Annotated in this window: 14 protein-coding genes; 12 read left to right on the plus strand and 2 right to left on the minus strand. The window is 73.5% G+C overall.

Going from position 1 to position 16,989, the window contains the following annotated elements; genetic code table 11:
• Positions 1 to 58: 58 nt before the first annotated feature.
• From IF61_RS0113025 to obgE, 4 genes are all read left to right on the plus strand, one after another.
• Positions 59 to 4,237, plus strand: a complete 4,179-nt coding sequence (locus IF61_RS0113025; protein WP_030366502.1) for an Rne/Rng family ribonuclease — start codon at positions 59 to 61, stop codon at positions 4,235 to 4,237.
• Positions 4,238 to 4,494: 257 nt separating this feature from the next.
• Entirely contained in the window at positions 4,495 to 4,815 is a 321-nt protein-coding gene (gene rplU / locus IF61_RS0113030) for a 50S ribosomal protein L21 (protein WP_030366503.1), read from the plus strand.
• Between the two features lie 14 nt (positions 4,816 to 4,829).
• The gene (gene rpmA, locus IF61_RS0113035) at positions 4,830 to 5,084 is read left to right on the plus strand and encodes a 50S ribosomal protein L27 (RefSeq protein ID WP_030366504.1); all 255 of its coding nucleotides are present in this window, start codon (positions 4,830 to 4,832) and stop codon (positions 5,082 to 5,084) included.
• A gap of 120 nt (positions 5,085 to 5,204) precedes the next feature.
• Positions 5,205 to 6,641, plus strand: coding sequence for a GTPase ObgE (gene obgE / locus IF61_RS0113040; protein ID WP_030366505.1), 1,437 nt, complete (start codon positions 5,205 to 5,207; stop codon positions 6,639 to 6,641).
• Positions 6,642 to 6,976: 335 nt separating this feature from the next.
• On the opposite strand, the gene IF61_RS0113045 is transcribed toward obgE, so the two are convergent.
• Positions 6,977 to 9,013, minus strand: coding sequence for a hypothetical protein (locus tag IF61_RS0113045; RefSeq protein WP_052392665.1), 2,037 nt, complete (start codon positions 9,011 to 9,013; stop codon positions 6,977 to 6,979).
• Between the two features lie 274 nt (positions 9,014 to 9,287).
• Here IF61_RS0113045 and proB point away from each other — a divergent pair, with 274 nt between their 5' ends.
• From proB to IF61_RS0113070, 5 genes are all read left to right on the plus strand, one after another.
• Complete coding sequence (proB, locus tag IF61_RS0113050) at positions 9,288 to 10,388, plus strand: glutamate 5-kinase (protein WP_030366507.1); 1,101 nt, start codon at positions 9,288 to 9,290, stop codon at positions 10,386 to 10,388.
• Between the two features lie 312 nt (positions 10,389 to 10,700).
• Entirely contained in the window at positions 10,701 to 11,084 is a 384-nt protein-coding gene (locus IF61_RS0113055) for a hypothetical protein (protein WP_397945236.1), read from the plus strand.
• Between the two features lie 101 nt (positions 11,085 to 11,185).
• Positions 11,186 to 12,505, plus strand: coding sequence for a glutamate-5-semialdehyde dehydrogenase (locus tag IF61_RS0113060; RefSeq protein WP_030366509.1), 1,320 nt, complete (start codon positions 11,186 to 11,188; stop codon positions 12,503 to 12,505).
• A gap of 50 nt (positions 12,506 to 12,555) precedes the next feature.
• Positions 12,556 to 13,197 (plus strand): SCO2584 family spore wall biosynthesis protein, encoded by a 642-nt coding sequence (locus tag IF61_RS0113065; protein WP_030366510.1) that lies wholly within the window; start codon positions 12,556 to 12,558, stop codon positions 13,195 to 13,197.
• 155 nt (positions 13,198 to 13,352) lie between these two features.
• A complete protein-coding gene (locus IF61_RS0113070; protein WP_030366511.1) occupies positions 13,353 to 14,396 on the plus strand; it encodes an SCO2583 family membrane protein in 1,044 nt (347 codons plus the stop codon).
• Between the two features lie 254 nt (positions 14,397 to 14,650).
• Here IF61_RS0113070 and IF61_RS0113075 read toward each other — a convergent pair whose 3' ends face one another.
• Positions 14,651 to 15,775: a M48 family metallopeptidase gene (locus IF61_RS0113075; RefSeq protein WP_030366512.1), complete on the minus strand. Its 1,125-nt coding sequence runs from the start codon at positions 15,773 to 15,775 to the stop codon at positions 14,651 to 14,653.
• Positions 15,776 to 15,851: 76 nt separating this feature from the next.
• On the opposite strand from IF61_RS0113075, the gene IF61_RS36285 reads away from it, so the two are divergent.
• The 3 genes from IF61_RS36285 (at position 15,852) to nadD (ending at position 16,983) form a co-directional block, all read left to right on the plus strand.
• Positions 15,852 to 16,019, plus strand: a complete 168-nt coding sequence (locus IF61_RS36285) for a hypothetical protein (protein WP_043188928.1) — start codon at positions 15,852 to 15,854, stop codon at positions 16,017 to 16,019.
• 138 nt (positions 16,020 to 16,157) lie between these two features.
• On the plus strand, positions 16,158 to 16,322 hold the full coding sequence (locus tag IF61_RS36290) for a hypothetical protein (RefSeq protein WP_030366513.1): 165 nt from the start codon (positions 16,158 to 16,160) through the stop codon (positions 16,320 to 16,322).
• A 55-nt stretch (positions 16,323 to 16,377) separates the two neighbouring features.
• Positions 16,378 to 16,983, plus strand: coding sequence for a nicotinate-nucleotide adenylyltransferase (gene nadD / locus IF61_RS0113090; RefSeq protein ID WP_030366514.1), 606 nt, complete (start codon positions 16,378 to 16,380; stop codon positions 16,981 to 16,983).
• Positions 16,984 to 16,989 lie beyond the last annotated feature (6 nt).

Genomic DNA, 16,989 nt, shown 5'->3' on the forward strand with positions numbered 1-16,989 from the left:
CGGACCGGCGGGCCGGAACCGGCGCGGCGCCCGGGAGCGTGACGGGAGAACCGCCCGCATGCTCGAATCCATTGAGCCCGCTGAGCCCGGCCCTGCCGGGACCGAATCCGACAACAACAGCCCCAGCGACACGCTGCCGGCACGTCGCCGCCGCCGTGCGGCCTCCCGCCCCGCGGGCCCGCCGGCCGGGGCCGCCGAGGCCCCCGAGGCCGCCGCACCCGCTGCCCCGGCCGCCGCGCCGGAGGCCGGGGCCCCGGCCGCTCCTTCGACGCCCGCGCGCCCGCGCCGCCGTGCCACCCGCAAGGCCACGGCCTCCACCGGCGCCCCCAAGGTCGCCGAGCCCGCCGTGGAGACCGCCCCCGAGGTGGCCGAGTCCCCGCAGCCCGTCGCCCTGACCGCCGAGCCCGTCGAGGAGCCCGCCGTGGAGCCCGCTCCCCGTACCCGCCGCCGTGCCACCCGTAAGGCCACCGCCCCCGCCGGCGCCCCGAAGGGCGCCGAGGCCGTCGTCGAGCCGCTCGAGCCGGCCGTCGCCGCCGCCGTCGCGGAGGAGGCCGAAGAGGCCGAGGAGCCGCAGGAGGCTCCGGCCGCCCCGGCCCGTCCGCGCCGTCGCGCCGTGCGTCGTGCTTCCGCTCCGGCGGGTGCGCCGCAGGCCGAGGCCGTGACGGAGGCCGCTGCCGAGCCCGCTCCGGTTGCTGAGGCCGCCCCTGAGGCCGCCGAGACCGCCGCCCCGGCCCGTACGCGCCGCCGTGCCGTGCGCCGCGCTTCCGCCCCGGCCGGTGCGCCGCAGGCCGCCGAGGCCGCTGTGGAGGCGCCCGCGCAGGCCGCCGCCCCGGTCGCCGCCGAGCCCGTGGCCGAGGAGCCGCAGGAGGCTCCGGCCGCTCCTGCCCGTCCGCGCCGTCGCGCCGTGCGTCGTGCTTCCGCTCCGGCGGGTGCGCCGCAGGCCGAGGCCGTGCCGGAGGCCGCTGCCGAGCCCGCTCCGGTTGCTGAGGCCGCCCCTGAGGCCGCCGAGACCGCCGCCCCGGCCCGTACGCGCCGTCGTGCCACCCGTAAGGCCACCGCCCCGGCGGGCGCCCCGCAGGCCGCCGAGCCGGCCGAGGCCGTCGCCGCCGAGCCGGTTGCCGAGCCCGTCACCGAGGCCGAGGAGCAGGCTCCCGCCGAGCCCCGCGGCCGCCGTACCCGCCGCCGGGCCACCGCCCCCGCCGCGGCGCCCGCCGCCGCCGAGCAGCCCGCCGAGGCCGCCGCCGAGCCGGCTCCCGCCCGTTCGCGCTCGCGCCGTCGCGTCGCCGCCGGTGACGCCGAGCAGGCCGCCGCCGCCCTGGAGGCCGCGAAGGAGGCGAGCCGCGCCCGCGAGGCCGCCGAGGCCGCGCCGGAGGAGGCCGCCGCCCCCGCGCGGGGTCGCCGCCGTGCCGTGCGCCCCCCGACGGCCGTCTTCCAGGCGCCCGTCTTCACCGAGCCGATGTTCCAGACCCCGGAGACCGCCGCCGCTGCCGCTGCCGCGGCCGCCGTGGAGGAGCCGGCCGAGGCCGAGGAGGAGCGCGAGGAGCGCGTCGTCGCCGAGGCTCCGGCCGCCGGCCGCCGCCGTCGCCGCCGCCGCGGCGAGCCCGCCGAGGCCGAGCAGGCCGAGGCCGCACCGGTCGCCGCCGAGGAGGAGCCGGAGGCCGAGCCCGAGGAGGCCGAGGCCGCCGCCGAGGACGAGGAGCAGGGCGAGCGCCCCTCCCGCCGCCGTCGCCGGGGTGGCCGTCGCCGCCGCCGTGGCGAGGCCGCCGAGGGCGAGACCGAGGAGGAGCCGGAGGCCGAGCCCGAGGAGGCCGCCGAGGCCCGCGAGGAGGAGCCCGAGGAGGACGAGGAGGCCGCAGGCCTGGGCACGGCCGGCAGCCGTCGCCGCCGTCGCCGCCGCCGTCGCACCGGTGAGGCCATCGAGACCGAGCCGGGCGCCGACGAGCCGGAGCGCACGGTCGTCAAGGTCCGCGAGCCCCGCAAGCGCGAGGAGCGCGAGCCCGGCACCGGCTTCGACGAGGTGCAGTCCATCAAGGGCTCGACCCGCATGGAGGCGAAGAAGCAGCGCCGCCGCGAGGGCCGCGAGCAGGGCCGCCGCCGCGTGCCGATCATCACCGAGGCCGAGTTCCTGGCCCGCCGCGAGGCCGTCGAGCGCGTGATGGTCGTCCGCCAGAGCGGCGAGCGCACCCAGATCGGCGTGCTGGAGGACAACGTCCTCGTCGAGCACTTCGTCAACAAGGAGCAGGCCACCAGCTACGTCGGCAACGTCTACCTGGGCAAGGTCCAGAACGTGCTGCCGTCGATGGAGGCCGCCTTCGTCGACATCGGCAAGGGCCGCAACGCCGTCCTGTACGCGGGCGAGGTCAACTTCGAGGCGCTCGGCATGGGCAACGGCCCGCGCCGCATCGAGACCGCGCTGAAGTCCGGCCAGTCCGTGCTCGTCCAGGTCACCAAGGACCCGATCGGGCACAAGGGCGCGCGTCTGACCAGCCAGGTCTCCCTCCCGGGCCGCTACCTCGTGTACGTGCCCGAGGGCTCGATGACCGGCATCAGCCGCAAGCTCCCCGACACCGAGCGGGCGCGCCTGAAGACCATCCTCAAGAAGATCGTCCCCGAGGACGCGGGCGTCATCGTGCGCACCGCCGCCGAGGGCGCGAGCGAGGACGAGCTGCGCCGCGACGTCGAGCGCCTGCAGGCGCAGTGGGAGGACATCCAGAAGAAGGCGAAGCAGATCTCGACGAGCTCGCCGAGCCTGCTCTACGGCGAGCCGGACATGACCGTCCGCGTCGTCCGCGACATCTTCAACGAGGACTTCTCCAAGGTCATCGTCAGCGGTGACCAGGCCTGGGAGACCATCCACGGCTACGTCTCGCACGTCGCGCCCGACCTGGCCGACCGGCTGCAGAAGTGGACGTCGGACGTCGACGTCTTCGCCACGTACCGGATCGACGAGCAGCTGATGAAGGCGCTGGACCGCAAGGTCTGGCTGCCGAGCGGCGGATCGCTCGTGATCGACCGGACCGAGGCGATGGTCGTCGTCGACGTCAACACCGGCAAGTTCACCGGCCAGGGCGGCAACCTGGAGGAGACGGTCACCAGGAACAACCTGGAGGCGGCCGAGGAGATCGTGCGCCAGCTGCGGCTGCGCGACCTCGGTGGCATCATCGTGATCGACTTCATCGACATGGTGCTGGAGTCCAACCGGGACCTGGTGCTGCGGCGCCTGCTGGAGTGCCTGGGCCGTGACCGGACGAAGCACCAGGTCGCCGAGGTGACCTCGCTGGGTCTGGTCCAGATGACCCGCAAGCGGGTGGGCCAGGGCCTGCTGGAGTCCTTCTCCGAGGGCTGCGTGCACTGCAACGGCCGCGGCGTCATCGTCCACATGGACCAGCCGGCGTCGGTCGGCGGCGGTGGCGGCGGCAAGCGCGGCAAGAAGAAGGGCAAGGCCGGGCACGAGCACGTGCACGAGGCCGCCGCGGCTCCGGCCGCGGAGGAGGCCCCGTCGGCCGAGGAGGCCCCCGAGGCCGCCGAGGCGCCCGAGCTGGAGCCCGTCGCCGTCACCGAGGCCGAGCTTCAGCCGGCCGTCGGCGGTGACGAGGAGTGGTTCAGCAGCGCGTCCGAGGCGGAGGCCGCGGCCAAGCGCGGCGGCCGTACGCGCCGCCGGGCGACCCGCAAGGCGTCCGCTCCGGCGGGTGCGCCGCGGGTGGCCGAGGCTCCGGCCGAGGTCGTGGTGGAGGCGCCTGCGCCGGCCGCTGAGGCTGCTGCTGTCGCCGAGCCGGTCGAGGAGCCCGCGCCCGTCGCGGAGCCCGTGGAGGAGGCGGCTCCGGCCGCTCCCGCGCGGCCGCGCCGCCGGGTGACCCGCAGGGTCTCGGCTCCGGCGGGATCGCCGGCGGACGCCGAGGCGGCCGTCGTGGTCGTCCCGGCCGCGGCCGCGGCCGAGCCGGCAGCGGAGGCCCCCGAGGCCGCCGAGCCGGTCGCCGAGCCCGTCTCCGAGGGTGCCGAGGAGGCCGAGGCCGTGGCCCCGGCCAAGAAGACCGCCCGCAAGACGGCCGCGAAGAAGACGGCTGCCAAGAAGGCTCCGGCGAAGAAGGCCGCCGCCAAGAAGACGGCGGCCAAGAAGACGACGACCGCGAAGAAGGCCACGGCCAAGAAGACCGCCACGAAGACGGCGGCCAAGAAGGCCCCGGCCAAGCGGACGACGAAGAAGGCGGCGGAAGCGGTGTCCTCCTCGGAGGACTGAGCAACGCTCCGGTGCGGCGGGAGGGGTGCGCTGAGCCCAGCGCGCGACTCCCGCCGCACCGGTGATCGGCCGGTTTGACCCGTTCGTCAAGGGCACGTAATCTTGACGGTCGGTGTCTGTTACGGCACCACGCCACTGAGCAAACCCCTCCCGGCCCGCCGGGAGAGGCCGCTCGTCCACTCGGACAGTCACGGTCTCCGGCCCGTGCGAGCGGCTGGCATCAGAGGTCCCTTTACTAGCGAGAGAGTGAGATCCGCGTGTACGCAATCGTGCGTAGCGGCGGTCGCCAGCACAAGGTTGCTGTCGGCGACATCGTCGAGGTTGACAAGATTTCCACCGGCAAGGTGGGCGACGCGGTCGAGCTCTCGACGCTGCTCGTCGTCGACGGCGAGAACGTCACCAGCGACCCGTGGGTCCTGGCCGGCATCAAGGTCTCGGCCGAGATCGTCGACCACCACAAGGGTGCCAAGATCGACATCCTGAAGTACAAGAACAAGACCGGTTACCGCAAGCGCATCGGTCACCGCCAGCAGTACACCGCGGTGAAGATCACCGGCATCCCCACGGCTGCGAAGTAAGGGACTGAGGAGACATGGCACACAAGAAGGGCGCATCGTCCACCCGGAACGGTCGCGATTCCAACGCTCAGCGGCTCGGCGTGAAGCGCTTCGGCGGTCAGCTCGTCAACGCCGGTGAGATCCTGGTCCGCCAGCGCGGCACCCACTTCCACCCGGGCGCCGGTGTCGGTCGCGGCGGCGACGACACCCTGTTCGCGCTTGAGGCCGGTGCGGTGCAGTTCGGCACCCACCGTGGCCGCAAGGTCGTCAACATCGTTCCGGCTGCCTGACCCAAGGCTTCCGTAGAGCGATAAGCGAGGGCGGACCTCCCTTCCCTGCGGGGAAGCGGGGCCGCCCTCGCTGCGTTACAACGTAAGACATCCCCTGTACGTATCTGGAGGCACACTGCTATGACCACCTTCGTGGACCGCGTCGAGCTGCACGTCGCCGCGGGTAACGGAGGCCATGGCTGCGCCTCCGTGCACCGGGAGAAGTTCAAGCCGCTCGGCGGCCCGGACGGCGGCAACGGCGGCCGTGGCGGCGACGTGATCCTGGTCGTGGACCAGTCCGTCACCACCCTGCTCGAGTACCACCACAGCCCGCACCGCAAGGCCACCAACGGCAAGCCCGGCGAGGGCGGCAACCGCTCCGGCAAGGACGGCTCCGACCTCGTCCTGCCCGTCCCGGACGGCACCGTCGTCCTGGACGCCAAGGGCAACGTCCTGGCCGACCTCGTCGGCGAGGGCACCACCTACATCGCCGCCCAGGGCGGCCGCGGCGGCCTCGGCAACGCCGCGCTGGCCTCGGCCCGCCGCAAGGCCCCCGGCTTCGCGCTGCTCGGCGAGCCCGGCCAGACCGGCGACGTCGTCCTGGAGCTCAAGACCGTCGCCGACGTGGCCCTCGTCGGCTTCCCGAGCGCCGGCAAGTCCTCGCTGATCTCGGTGCTCTCCGCGGCCAAGCCGAAGATCGCCGACTACCCGTTCACCACGCTCGTCCCGAACCTGGGCGTCGTCACGGCCGGTGCGACCGTCTACACCATCGCCGACGTGCCCGGCCTGATCCCCGGCGCCAGCCAGGGCAAGGGCCTCGGCCTGGAGTTCCTGCGCCACGTCGAGCGCTGTTCGGTGCTCGTGCACGTCCTCGACACCGCGACGCTGGAGTCCGAGCGCGACCCGCTGACCGACCTCGACGTCATCGAGGCGGAGCTGCGGGAGTACGGCGGCCTGGAGGACCGGCCGCGCATCGTCGTCCTCAACAAGGTCGACATCCCCGACGGCCAGGACCTCGCGGACATGATCCGCCCCGACCTGGAGGCCCGCGGCTACCGCGTCTTCGAGGTCTCCGCGGTCTCCCGGCACGGCCTGAAGGAGCTGTCCTTCGCGCTCGCCGGCATCGTCGCCGAGGCGCGCGCCGCGAAGCCGAAGGAGGAGGCGACCCGCATCGTCATCCGCCCGAAGGCCGTCGACGACGCGGGCTTCACCGTCACCCTGGAAGAGGACGGCCTCTACCGCGTGCGCGGCGAGAAGCCGGAGCGCTGGGTGCGCCAGACCGACTTCAACAACGACGAGGCCGTGGGCTACCTCGCCGACCGCCTCAACCGCCTCGGCGTCGAGGACCAGCTGATGAAGGCCGGTGCCCGCGCGGGCGACGGCGTCGCCATCGGCTCCGAGGACGACGCGGTCGTCTTCGACTGGGAGCCGTCGATGGCCGCCGGTGCGGAGATGCTGGGGCGTCGTGGTGAGGACCACCGCCTCGAGGCGCCGAGGCCTGCGGCGCAGCGGCGTCGGGACCGGGACGCGGAGCGGGACGAGGCGGACCGGGAGTACGACGAGTTCAACCCGTTCTGACGGTTCCCGTGCCGGGTGCGTCTGTGCGGCCCCACGCGCTGCACGGACGGGCCCCGTCAGGGGCGCGGGGAACGGCGCCCCGTCAAAGGGGCGCGGGGAACTGCGCGACCAGCCGAAGACGGCCTTCAGTCGACGCAGCACCTGGCCTCCGGCCATACGTAAGGCCCCCGGGAGGGAAACCTCCCGGGGGCCTTACTCATGCCTTGTCAGTCGGCTGCGGGCCGACCGTGGTTGCTCGCGCCGTTCCCCGCGCCCCTTACGGGGCGCGGCACCGCACACAGCATGACGAAGGCCCGGGAGGAAACCTCCCGGGCCTTCGTCATGCTGACGCAGTCTTACACCGCCGCAGCCGCATCCGCCTCGCGCTGCATCGGGATCTCGGAGGCGCGAGCCTCCATCCGTGCGCGCCGGGCGTCGGCCTCCGCGGCGAGCGCCAGCGCCGCCGCGTTGAAGCGGACCAGGGACGGCGGGTCGGACGGGCCGAGGAGCTGGACCTTGAGCTCGGCGCGGGCCTCGGCGAGGCCGTCCAGGCGGGGGTTGCGGACGGCCGCGAGCAGGCCCGCGACCTCGCCGGCCTCCGGCGTGAGGATCGTCGCCGCGCTGACGGTCGGGAAGTTCGAGCGGAACTCCTCCTCGGTCATGCCGCTGGTGTTGGCGACGGCGTACGGCTTCTCGCTGATCAGGTAGTCCGAGACGACGCTCGACACGTCGCTGATCAGGACGTCCGCTTCGTTGAAGCAGCTGAAGAGCGCCGGGCGGGCGGTGGTGATGATCTGGTGCTCCCACTCCGGCAGGGAGGCCCAGTAGGCGGCTTCCCAGGCGGCGGTGGCGGCCTCGACGGTCGCGGCGCGGCCCGCCTCGGGCGTGCCCTGGAGCATCATCCGCTCGATCTCGTCCGCGCTGTCGCGGAACGTGCTCGTCGTCAGGCGGTCCAGCTCGGCCGTGCGGCGGTCGAGCTCGGCGGCGGCCTCCGGGCCCGGGCGGGCGCCGGTGCGGGCTGCGGCGGCCTCGCGGATCATGGCCTGGATGCGCTCGTTGGCGCGGCCCGCGCGCGGGTCGACGGAGCCGGTCATCGGGTGCGGCTTGTAGAGGAGGCGCACCTTGGGGTCGGCGAGGAGCGCGCGGACGACGTTCTCGCCGGCGAGCATCACCGAGGTGTTGCCGGGGTTGCCGTCCCAGCCCTCCCACGTGGGGGCGTACAGCACGGTGGTGAACTCGCGCGTCGGTGCGCCCGCGTACGGGCGGATCGGGGCCAGCTGCGGGCGGCCGACCTCGACCACGTCGCGGTCGTCGACGCCGATGTCGGCGAGCTGGTAGCGCTCGCGGGCGGCGGGGCCGGCGACCCAGATCTCGTCGTACGCCTTGGAGTACGGGTTGCAGCTGGAGAGCTTGTCGCTCTCGCCGTGGTTGATGAACGCGTGCTTGATCGACGGCATCCGCAGGACCTGCGAGGTCTTACCGGAGTTCGCCGGGTGGATCATCATCTTCAGCGAGGACTTCTCCAGGGCCATCAGGTGGACGACCTTGGGGATGCAGATGATCGGCACGTCGGTGGCCTCGATCTTCTGCACCATGAAGCGCTCGCGGAGCACGATCACGGGGTTGCCGTCGAGCGCGGCGAGGGTGGAGAGCCACATGTTGGCCTGGTAGGCCGAGGTGGTGCCGCCGGAGAAGTACATGCCCGCGGTCGGCTGGTAGTCGGCCAGCCAGCGGTCGAGCCACTCCAGGGCGCGCTGCTCGTCCGCGATGCGCTTCTTGGGCCGCAGCCAGCCCGCCAGGTGGACGGTGCCGCCCGCGGCCAGCAGGAGGGCCACGGCGATGCCGAGGATGCCCCACAGGGGCTTCTCCGTGCCGGCGGTGACCAGCATGCCCGCGGTGGCGGGGATCGCGAAGCGCAGCAGGCGGCGGCCGTGCTGGCGGGCCAGCAGGCGCGGCGGCGCGGCGGTCAGGCGCAGGCCGGTCGTGTCGATGTTGCGGGTCACGAAGGGCAGCGTGCGGCTGCGCCGGACCAGGATCGCGGTGGCCTGGCAGGCGAGGTGCGCGGCGTAGAAGAGGACGAGACCGACGAAGAGGGGGGCGTATCCGCGCAGCGAGCCGTCGCCCTGGAGCCGGAGCAGCCCGAGGAGGACCAGCATGTCGCGCAGCAGCTGCCGGACCATGACGTCGAAGCGGACCTTGCCGAGGACGGCGACGAGACCGGGGTCACGGTGCTGCAGGTAGAGATCGAGGGCGAGCCCCGCCGCGGAGGCGGCGATCAGCAACGGCACGTTGGGCAGCAGGGCGCCGGCGAGCTGCGTGGCGAAGAACACCAGCATCGCGAGCAGCGCCGCGGCCTGGACGGCGCGTCGGGAGGCTGTTCCGGCAGAAGGCACTGGGAGGGCTCCTGGCAGGCGGACGTAGGGGGGACTGTTTGGGTGTGGGGGAACCGTGCCTGGGCAACGGTCGACTACCGACCGTATGACGCGGGCTGGTCCAGGAGCAATCTTCCGTGATGGCAATCATCGCAAAACAGGGCCGAACGACCACAATCTCAGACGGTAGATTTGCGGGCCTGAGGCAGCCCGGCAGAGGCGGGCGACCGGCGAATCGGCTGAGGTGTGTGCGGTGACTGGGGCAGGGGAGCAGCAAGGGGTCCGTGCGGCGGCGGTGGCGGCCGCGCGCAGGATCGTGGTCAAGGTGGGGTCGTCCTCGCTCACCACCGCGGGCGGGGGACTGGACGCCGACCGCGTTGACGCGCTCGTCGACACGCTCGCCAAGGCCGGCGGCGAGAAGGAGATCGTGCTGGTCTCCTCCGGCGCCATCGCGGCCGGGCTGGCCCCGCTGGGCCTCGCCCGGCGCCCGCGCGACCTGGCCCGCCAGCAGGCCGCCGCCAGCGTCGGCCAGGGCCTCCTCGTCGCCCGTTACACCGCGTCGTTCGCCCGTTACGGCCGGCGCGTGGGTCAGGTGCTGCTCACGACGGACGACACCAGCCGCCGCGCGCACTACCGCAACGCCCGCCGGACGCTGGACCAGCTGCTGGCCATGGGCGCGGTGCCGGTCGTCAACGAGAACGACACGGTGGCCACGGACGAGATCCGCTTCGGCGACAACGACCGGCTGGCCGCCCTCGTGGCCCACCTCGTACGGGCGGACCTGCTGGTGCTCCTCTCCGACGTGGACGGCCTCTACGACGGCGACCCGTCCACGCCGGGCACCTCGCGGATCGACGAGGTCACCGGGCCGAAGGACCTGGAGGGCATCTCGATCGGCAGCGCGGGCAAGGCCGGCGTCGGCACGGGCGGCATGGTCACCAAGGTCGACGCCGCCGGGATCGCGGCCGCCGCCGGCATCCCCGTCGTCCTCACCTCCGCCAGCCGCGCGGCGGACGCCCTCGCCGGCCGCTCCACCGGCACCTTCTTCCACCGCACCGGGCGCCGCTCCGCCGACCGCCTGCTGTGGCTCGCGCACGCCTCCACGCCCCAAGGCGCGCTGACCCTCGACGAGGGGGCCGTCCGGGCCGTGGTCGACGGCACGGGCTCGCTGCTGCCGGCGGGCATCGCCGGGGTCGAGGGCGAGTTCAGCGCGGGCGACCCCGTCGAGCTGCGCGACACCGAGGGCCGGGCCGTGGCGCGCGGGCTCGTGGCCTTCGACGCGGGCGAGATCCCGCAGCTGCTCGGCCGCTCCACCCGCGACCTGGCCCGGGAGCTCGGGCCGGAGTACGAGCGCGAGGTCGTGCACCGCGACGACCTGGTCGTGCTGCGCCGCTGACGAGCGTCACCCACGGCGACACAGCGGTAACGGATCCGGCCCCACGGCGGGGCCGGACGGTGCGGTAAGTCCAGCCTTTCCATGGGGCCTTTCCGCAAAAACCCCACGCGGCCGCCCGCAGACTGGTCAACTTTGATGCGAGAGCGACGACCAGCACCACCGCTCCGCCGTACGCACGCGGAGCAGCGAGCAAGGAGGCCGCCGGTGAGACGAGGGCGCCCAGGGGCGCTGCCCCGCGCTGGAGGCACGCCCCCAGCCACGGCCGCGGGCTCCTCCGCCCAGGCCCGCGGGGCCGTGGGGGAGACGCGCGCGCTGACGAGCGTCGCGGGCGGGGGCGGGGGCGATGCCGTGGAAGTGTCGCGGTTGTGGCACATCACGCTCAGCGTCTCGGGCGCCGAGGCGCCGCTCGCCGAGGTGCGCCGCGCGCTCGAACAGCTCGCCCACGACCACCCCTTCCTGCTGACCAGCCGCTACGCCCGCGACCACGCCGAGATCCGGTACTGGGAGGAGGCGCGCGATCTACACGACGCCGCGGCGGTCGCACTGCGCCTGTGGGGCGAGCACCGCTCGACGGCCCGGCTGCCCCCGTGGGAGATCGTGGGCCTGGAGGTCATCGACCGGGAGACGTATCACCAGCGGATCGCCGAGGGCTACGGCCCGCTGCCGGCCACGCCGGTGGGTGTGCACCCGTTCTGAGCGGACCGGCGCGTCCCTCCGGCCCGTCCGCGGGCCGGACCCTGCGTCCACAGTCCGGAATGCGTGGTGACCCCGGGCCGCGCGCGACTACCCTGCCAGTCATGAGCAGCGTTTTCCCCTCCCCCCTCGCCGACCCGATGCCGCAGTCCCCGGTGCTGCGCGCCGCCTACCGCGCCCGCGCCGCCGCCGCGGAGCTCGCGCCACTGCCGCGCTCGGTGAAGGACGAGGCGCTGCTGGCCATCGCCGACGCCCTTGAGGTGCGGACGAAGGAGATCGTCGAGGCCAACGCCGAGGACGTCGCCAAGGCCCGCGCCGCCGGGACGAGCGAGAGCGTCGTCGATCGCCTCACCCTCACCCCGGAGCGGGTGCGGGCCATCGCCAAGGACGTGCGCGACGTGGTGGCCCTGCCCGACCCCGTCGGCGAGGTCGTCCGCGGCTCCACCCTTCCCAACGGCATCGACCTGCGGCAGGTCCGCGTGCCGCTCGGCGTCGTCGGGATCATCTACGAGGCCCGGCCCAACGTGACCGTCGACGCGGCCGCGCTGTGCCTGAAGTCCGGCAACGCGGTCCTGCTGCGCGGCTCGTCCTCCGCGTACGCCTCCAACACCGCGCTCGTGCGCGTCATCCGCGACGCCGTGGGCGGGGCCGGCCTGCCGGCCGACGCCGTGCAGCTGGTGCCGGGCGAGAGCCGCGAGTCGGTGCGCGAGCTGATGCGCGCCCGCGGCATGGTCGACGTGCTGATCCCGCGCGGCGGCGCCTCCCTGATCCGTACGGTCGTGGAGGAGTCCACGGTCCCCGTCATCGAGACGGGCACCGGCAACTGCCATGTGTACGTGGACGCGCAGGCCGACCTGGACATGGCGGTGGACATCCTCGTCAACTCCAAGGCGCAGCGCGTGAGCGTGTGCAACGCGGCCGAGACGCTGCTCGTGCACCAGGACATCGCCGCGGAGTTCCTGCCGAAGGCGCTCGCCGCCCTGGCGGAGGCCGGCGTGACGGTGCACGGCTGCGAGCGCGTCCTGGAGCTGGCCGAGGGCAGCCCGGCCACGGTGGTGCCGGCCACTGTCGAGGACTGGGAGACCGAGTACCTCTCGTACGACATCGCCGCCGCCGTCGTGGACGACCTGGACGCCGCGGTCCGCCACATCCGGCTGTGGTCCTCCGGCCACACCGAGGCCATCGTGACCACGTCGCAGGCCGCCGCCCGCCGCTTCACCCAGCTCGTGGACGCGACGACCGTCGCGGTCAACGCCTCGACGCGGTTCACGGACGGCAGCCAGTTCGGCTTCGGCGCCGAGATCGGCATCTCCACGCAGAAGCTGCACGCGCGCGGCCCGATGGGCCTGCCCGAGCTGACCTCGACGAAGTACATCGTCACGGGCGACGGTCACGTGCGCGGCAACGGGCTCCCCGCGAGCTGAATTCCCCTACGGGCTGAGCGGATTGACCGTTCCGGGGCTACGCTGGACGGGTGCCGGACGACGTGGGGGGCCAGCCGTTCCCGGACGGCGAGGAGCCCGACAGCAACCGCAGCGGGGACGATCGGGACGACCCCTTCGCCTCCGTGGTCTTCGACGAGGATTTCGTGCGGTCCGCGAGGATCCGCGAGCCCTCAGCGGTCGAGCGGATGCTCGCCGCCGACCGGGCACGCGCCGAAAGCGAGACGTCACAGTCCGCTCCGTCGCCGCGCTCCCGGTCCGGCGGCGGCCCCGCCGACGATGATCTCGACGCCTATGAGGACGGCTTCGGCGGCGCCCTGCCGGGGTACCACCCGGGCCGTGCGGGCACCTGGCCGACCCTCACCCACGACCTGGACCCGGACGACGCCTACGGGCCGTACGGCCGCCACGGCGGCCCCCGGCGCCCCTACCGGGGCCATGCCCGCTGGCACCGTCCGGTGGCCTGGGTGCTCGCGGTGGTGATGGGCATAGGCGTGGTGGCCCTCGCCTTCGCCGCCGTCTACCGCAGCGCCTCCTCGGGCAATCGGCCGAGCTCCGATCCGCCGCCCGCGACCACCGGCGTGGACGCCCCGGCGGGCTCCCGGCCGGGCCCGCTGCCCTCCGTATCAGCGGATTCCGAGCCTCCGGTGGCTTCGGCGGCGCCCCGCCCCTGACCGGCCCCGCCGGAGGCCAGGGGCTCACCCGCCGCAACCGCTGTGACCTGCACGTATGCGCGTGCCCCCGGCAGGCTTATCCGATCCGGAATTTCTTCGGAACTTGTCGTGTACCACGGCGTTTACCGGAGCCCCGGTAGACCTACTCTTGATGTATGGACGGGCCTGGAGACCCACCTGAGGGCACGCCCGAGGGTGTCCCGGCAGGTGGGGACGACGAGTACCGATCCGTCGTCTTCGACGAATCGTTCGTCCGCGCTGCCCGCCTGCAGGAGCTCTCCGCCAGCGAGCGCATGGGTGATCACGCGCTCGCCGTCCGCACCCGGCACGTGTGGTCCCGGGTCAGCACCTCCCGGCAGGTCCTCGTCCTCGTGATCCTCATAGCCCTGGCCTTCGGCACGGCCGTCTACATGGGATTGCGCCATCCCTACAAGGACCCGGTCGTGCCCGCGGCCGAGCCGATGCGCGCCATGCTCGTGCCGCTGGCCCCCAAGGAGCCGGTGCCCGGCGGCGGCGCGCAGGAGCTGTTCGACCGCAGCCCCGCCGCGCAGTTCCGGCTCGGCACCGAAGGCGTGAATCTGCCCCCGGCGCGCAGCACCCAGCACTTCTCCGAGAGCCAGGTGATGGCGGCCCTCGCCGCCGCCAAGGAGTACACGGTCAAGTCGGCCCTCGACCCGGCCGTGCTCACCGGAGGCTCCCAGCGGACCGTCCGGCTGCTGCTGGACCCGGCCCAACTCGACCAGTTCGACCGGAGCTTCGACCGGCCCGCGAACGACGGGCGGCACGCGGCCACGGCCTGGCTCGTGCGCTTCGACCCGGCGCGGGTCGCCCTCGTGGACACGCCCGTCCGCACGCGCGGCGTCTTCCACATCTCCGAGAGCGGGCCGGCGACGCTGGAGGTCTCCGCCGACCACACCTTCGTCTACGCCGTCCGCCCGGCGACCGGCCCGCAGGACGCGTCGCTGTTCACCGTGCGGCGCGAGATGCGGTTCCGGTTCGACCGGGACGGGCTGCAGGAGCACCACCTGATCGTGGTGCAGAGCTATCTGCAGGCCGGCCCGCAGTCCTGCTCGGCCGACGACGAGGCCTACCTGCGGCCCCTCCTGGCCGGCCAGAAGCCGGACGGATCCGTGCCGGGCACGGATCCGTACAGCACGGATCCGCCTGCCGGCGCGGTGTGCGGGGTGCTGGGGCGCTAGCCGTTTCGCCGAACGTGGGGGTCGCCCACGGTTCGGCACCGCCGGGATCCGGCGCGGTGGCTGATCGCCGCCGCGGCGGAAAGAGTTTGCCGAGCCCGGCAAAGTTCTGCAGCCGCGAGGCCTGAGGCGCCGCCGGCGCGGAATCCGCCGAGCCCGGCAAGGACTCCCCGCCGCGACGGCGCTCAGCACCCACCGGCCGTTCCGGCGGTGCCGTACGACCCCGGTCCCGGCCGGAAACCCGGGCGAAAAGGCCGCTAGGCCTTCTCCGTGCCCTCCGAGGGTCCCTCGGGGCCCTTCCCGGGGTCCTTGGGGGAGCCGCTCCCCGAAGGGCCGGGGCGGCCCGTGAACGCGTCCCGCAGGCGCCCGCCGAGGTCGCCCGCGCCGCCGGCGATGTCCCGCACCAGCCCCATCAGGGGGTCCTTGCTCGCCTTCACCGACTCCGCGTAGTGGTTCGCCGACTCCCGGAAGGAGTCGGTCACCGACGCGTCCTTGTCCTCGTCGCGCCGCGGGTAGTGCCCGTCCATGATCCGCTGGAAGTCCCGGCTCGCGGCCCACTTCTTCAGCTCCGCCGCCCGCACGGTGGTGAACGGGTGGCTGCGCGGCAGCACGTTCATGATCTTGAGGACGGAGTCGCGCAGGTCCCCGCCCGCCTCGTACTCCTCGGCCTGCGCGAGGAACGCGTCGACGTTCATCTCGTGCAGGTGGTTGCCGCCCGCGATCTTCATCAGGCCGCGCATCGAGGCCTGGACGTCCTGGCCCACCAGCAGCCCCGCCCGGTCCGCGGACAGCTCCGACTTGCGGAACCACTCCCGCAGTGCCGTCACGATCGCCATGATCGCGACGTTGCCCAGGGGGATCCAGGCGACCTTGACGGCGAAGTTCGTCAGGAAGAGCAGGATGGTGCGGTAGACGGCGTGCCCGGAGAGGGCGTGCCCCGCCTCGTGGCCGACGACGGCCCGCATCTCCTCCTCGTCGAGCAGCTCGACCAGGCCCGTGGTGACGACGATGACGGGCTCGTCCAGGCCGATGCACATCGCGTTGGGCTGGGGGTCCTGCGTGACGTACATCGGCGGGACCTTCGGCAGGTCCAGGAGGTAGCAGGCGTCCAGCAGCATGGTGTGCAGGTGCTGGAACTGCTGCTCGCCCACGCGCACCGAGTCCGACAGGAACAGCAGGCGCAGGCTGCGCTCGGGCAGCAGCCCGCTCAGCGCCTTGAAGACCGTGTCGAAGCCGCTCAGCTTGCGCAGCGCCACGAGGGCGGAGCGGTCCGCCGGATGCTCGTAGGCGCGGGAGGAGATGCCCGGGAAGCGCCTTCGCTGCCGGCCGGGCAGCCGGTCCCCCGGAGCGTGGCCGTTGCTGCCGTTGCTGCTGTCACTCATCGAGACCCCCTCGGCGGCGTATGCACCTTCCGGACCCCACCCTAGGCGCTGCCGCCGGCGGGGCTACCGTGGAGGCATGTCCCCTTTGCATGCACTCGCCGCGCAGCCAGGCGTCACCGAGCTCCTCGCCGTCTCCAAGGACGACACGGGGCCGGGGCCCGTCATCCGTACGGTGCTCATCGTCGGCGTGGTCGGGATCGTCTTCCTGGCCTGGTTCCTGCTGCGCGGCTACAAGAAGGACTGACGCGGGAGGGAAGGACGGCGGAAGAACGGCTGACGCCGCGCCGCAAGGCGTGGAGTCGGCGTGAGCCCGCCCGCGGCCCCCGCATACGATGTGGCAGAAGTCTCTGCCCGCTACCGTCCCGGATAGGTCCTGCCGACGATGACTGCCTTCGCCTCAGCGCACACCGCCCTCGCCACCCTCGCCTCCGAGGGCGAGCACGTCGATACGCACGCGAGCATCAGCCCGTTCATGACCGGCGGCGCCGCCCTGGTCATCCTGCTGCTCCTGCTGTGGGTCACCACCCGCTTCAACCGCGACCGCTGAGCGAGCCGGTCCCTGGGCGTCCGGCCTCCGGCCGCGCCCAGTAGGGTCTGCACGCATGGGAGAGCAGACAGGGCCCGTGAAGCGGCGGCTCGGCGTGATGGGCGGGACCTTCGACCCGATCCACCACGGCCACTTGGTCGCCGCGAGCGAGGTGGCCGCGCGTTTCCACCTGGACGAGGTGGTCTTCGTACCGACGGGACAGCCGTGGCAGAAGAGCCACCGCGAGGTGTCGCCGGCGGAGGACCGCTATCTGATGACGGTGATCGCCACGGCGTCCAACCCGCAGTTCTCGGTCAGCCGGATCGACATCGACCGCGGCGGCCCGACGTACACCACGGACACGCTCCGTGAGCTGGCCGCGCTCAACGACGACTCGGACCTGTTCTTCATCACGGGCGCCGACGCGCTGTCCCAGATCCTCACCTGGCGGGACACGGAGGAGCTGTTCTCCCTGGCCCACTTCATCGGCGTGACCCGGCCCGGCCACATACTGACCAACCCCGGGCTGCCGGAGGGCGGCGTCTCCCTCGTCGAGGTGCCGGCCCTCGCGATCTCCTCCTCGGACTGCCGGGCGCGCGTGGCGCAGGGCGATCCGGTCTGGTATCTGGTCCCCGACGGTGTCGTGCGCTACATCAACAAGCGCAAGCTCTACCGGCACTGAGGCACG

The sequence above is a fragment of the Streptomyces roseoverticillatus genome (genome assembly GCF_000719265.1).
Taxonomy (GTDB): domain Bacteria; phylum Actinomycetota; class Actinomycetes; order Streptomycetales; family Streptomycetaceae; genus Streptomyces; species Streptomyces roseoverticillatus.

Excerpts from the sequence above, each read along its gene's own strand:
- IF61_RS0113025 (WP_030366502.1), top strand. The coding sequence starts at position 59 with ATGCTCGAATCCATTGAGCCCGCTGAGCCCGGCCCTGCCGGGACCGAA.
- rpmA (WP_030366504.1), top strand. The coding sequence starts at position 4,830 with ATGGCACACAAGAAGGGCGCATCGTCCACCCGGAACGGTCGCGATTCC.
- obgE (WP_030366505.1), top strand. The coding sequence starts at position 5,205 with ATGACCACCTTCGTGGACCGCGTCGAGCTGCACGTCGCCGCGGGTAAC.
- IF61_RS0113060 (WP_030366509.1), top strand. The coding sequence starts at position 11,186 with ATGAGCAGCGTTTTCCCCTCCCCCCTCGCCGACCCGATGCCGCAGTCC.
- IF61_RS0113070 (WP_030366511.1), top strand. The coding sequence starts at position 13,353 with ATGGACGGGCCTGGAGACCCACCTGAGGGCACGCCCGAGGGTGTCCCG.
- IF61_RS0113075 (WP_030366512.1), bottom strand. The coding sequence starts at position 15,775 with ATGAGTGACAGCAGCAACGGCAGCAACGGCCACGCTCCGGGGGACCGG.
- IF61_RS36285 (WP_043188928.1), top strand. The coding sequence starts at position 15,852 with ATGTCCCCTTTGCATGCACTCGCCGCGCAGCCAGGCGTCACCGAGCTC.
- IF61_RS36290 (WP_030366513.1), top strand. The coding sequence starts at position 16,158 with ATGACTGCCTTCGCCTCAGCGCACACCGCCCTCGCCACCCTCGCCTCC.
- nadD (WP_030366514.1), top strand. The coding sequence starts at position 16,378 with ATGGGAGAGCAGACAGGGCCCGTGAAGCGGCGGCTCGGCGTGATGGGC.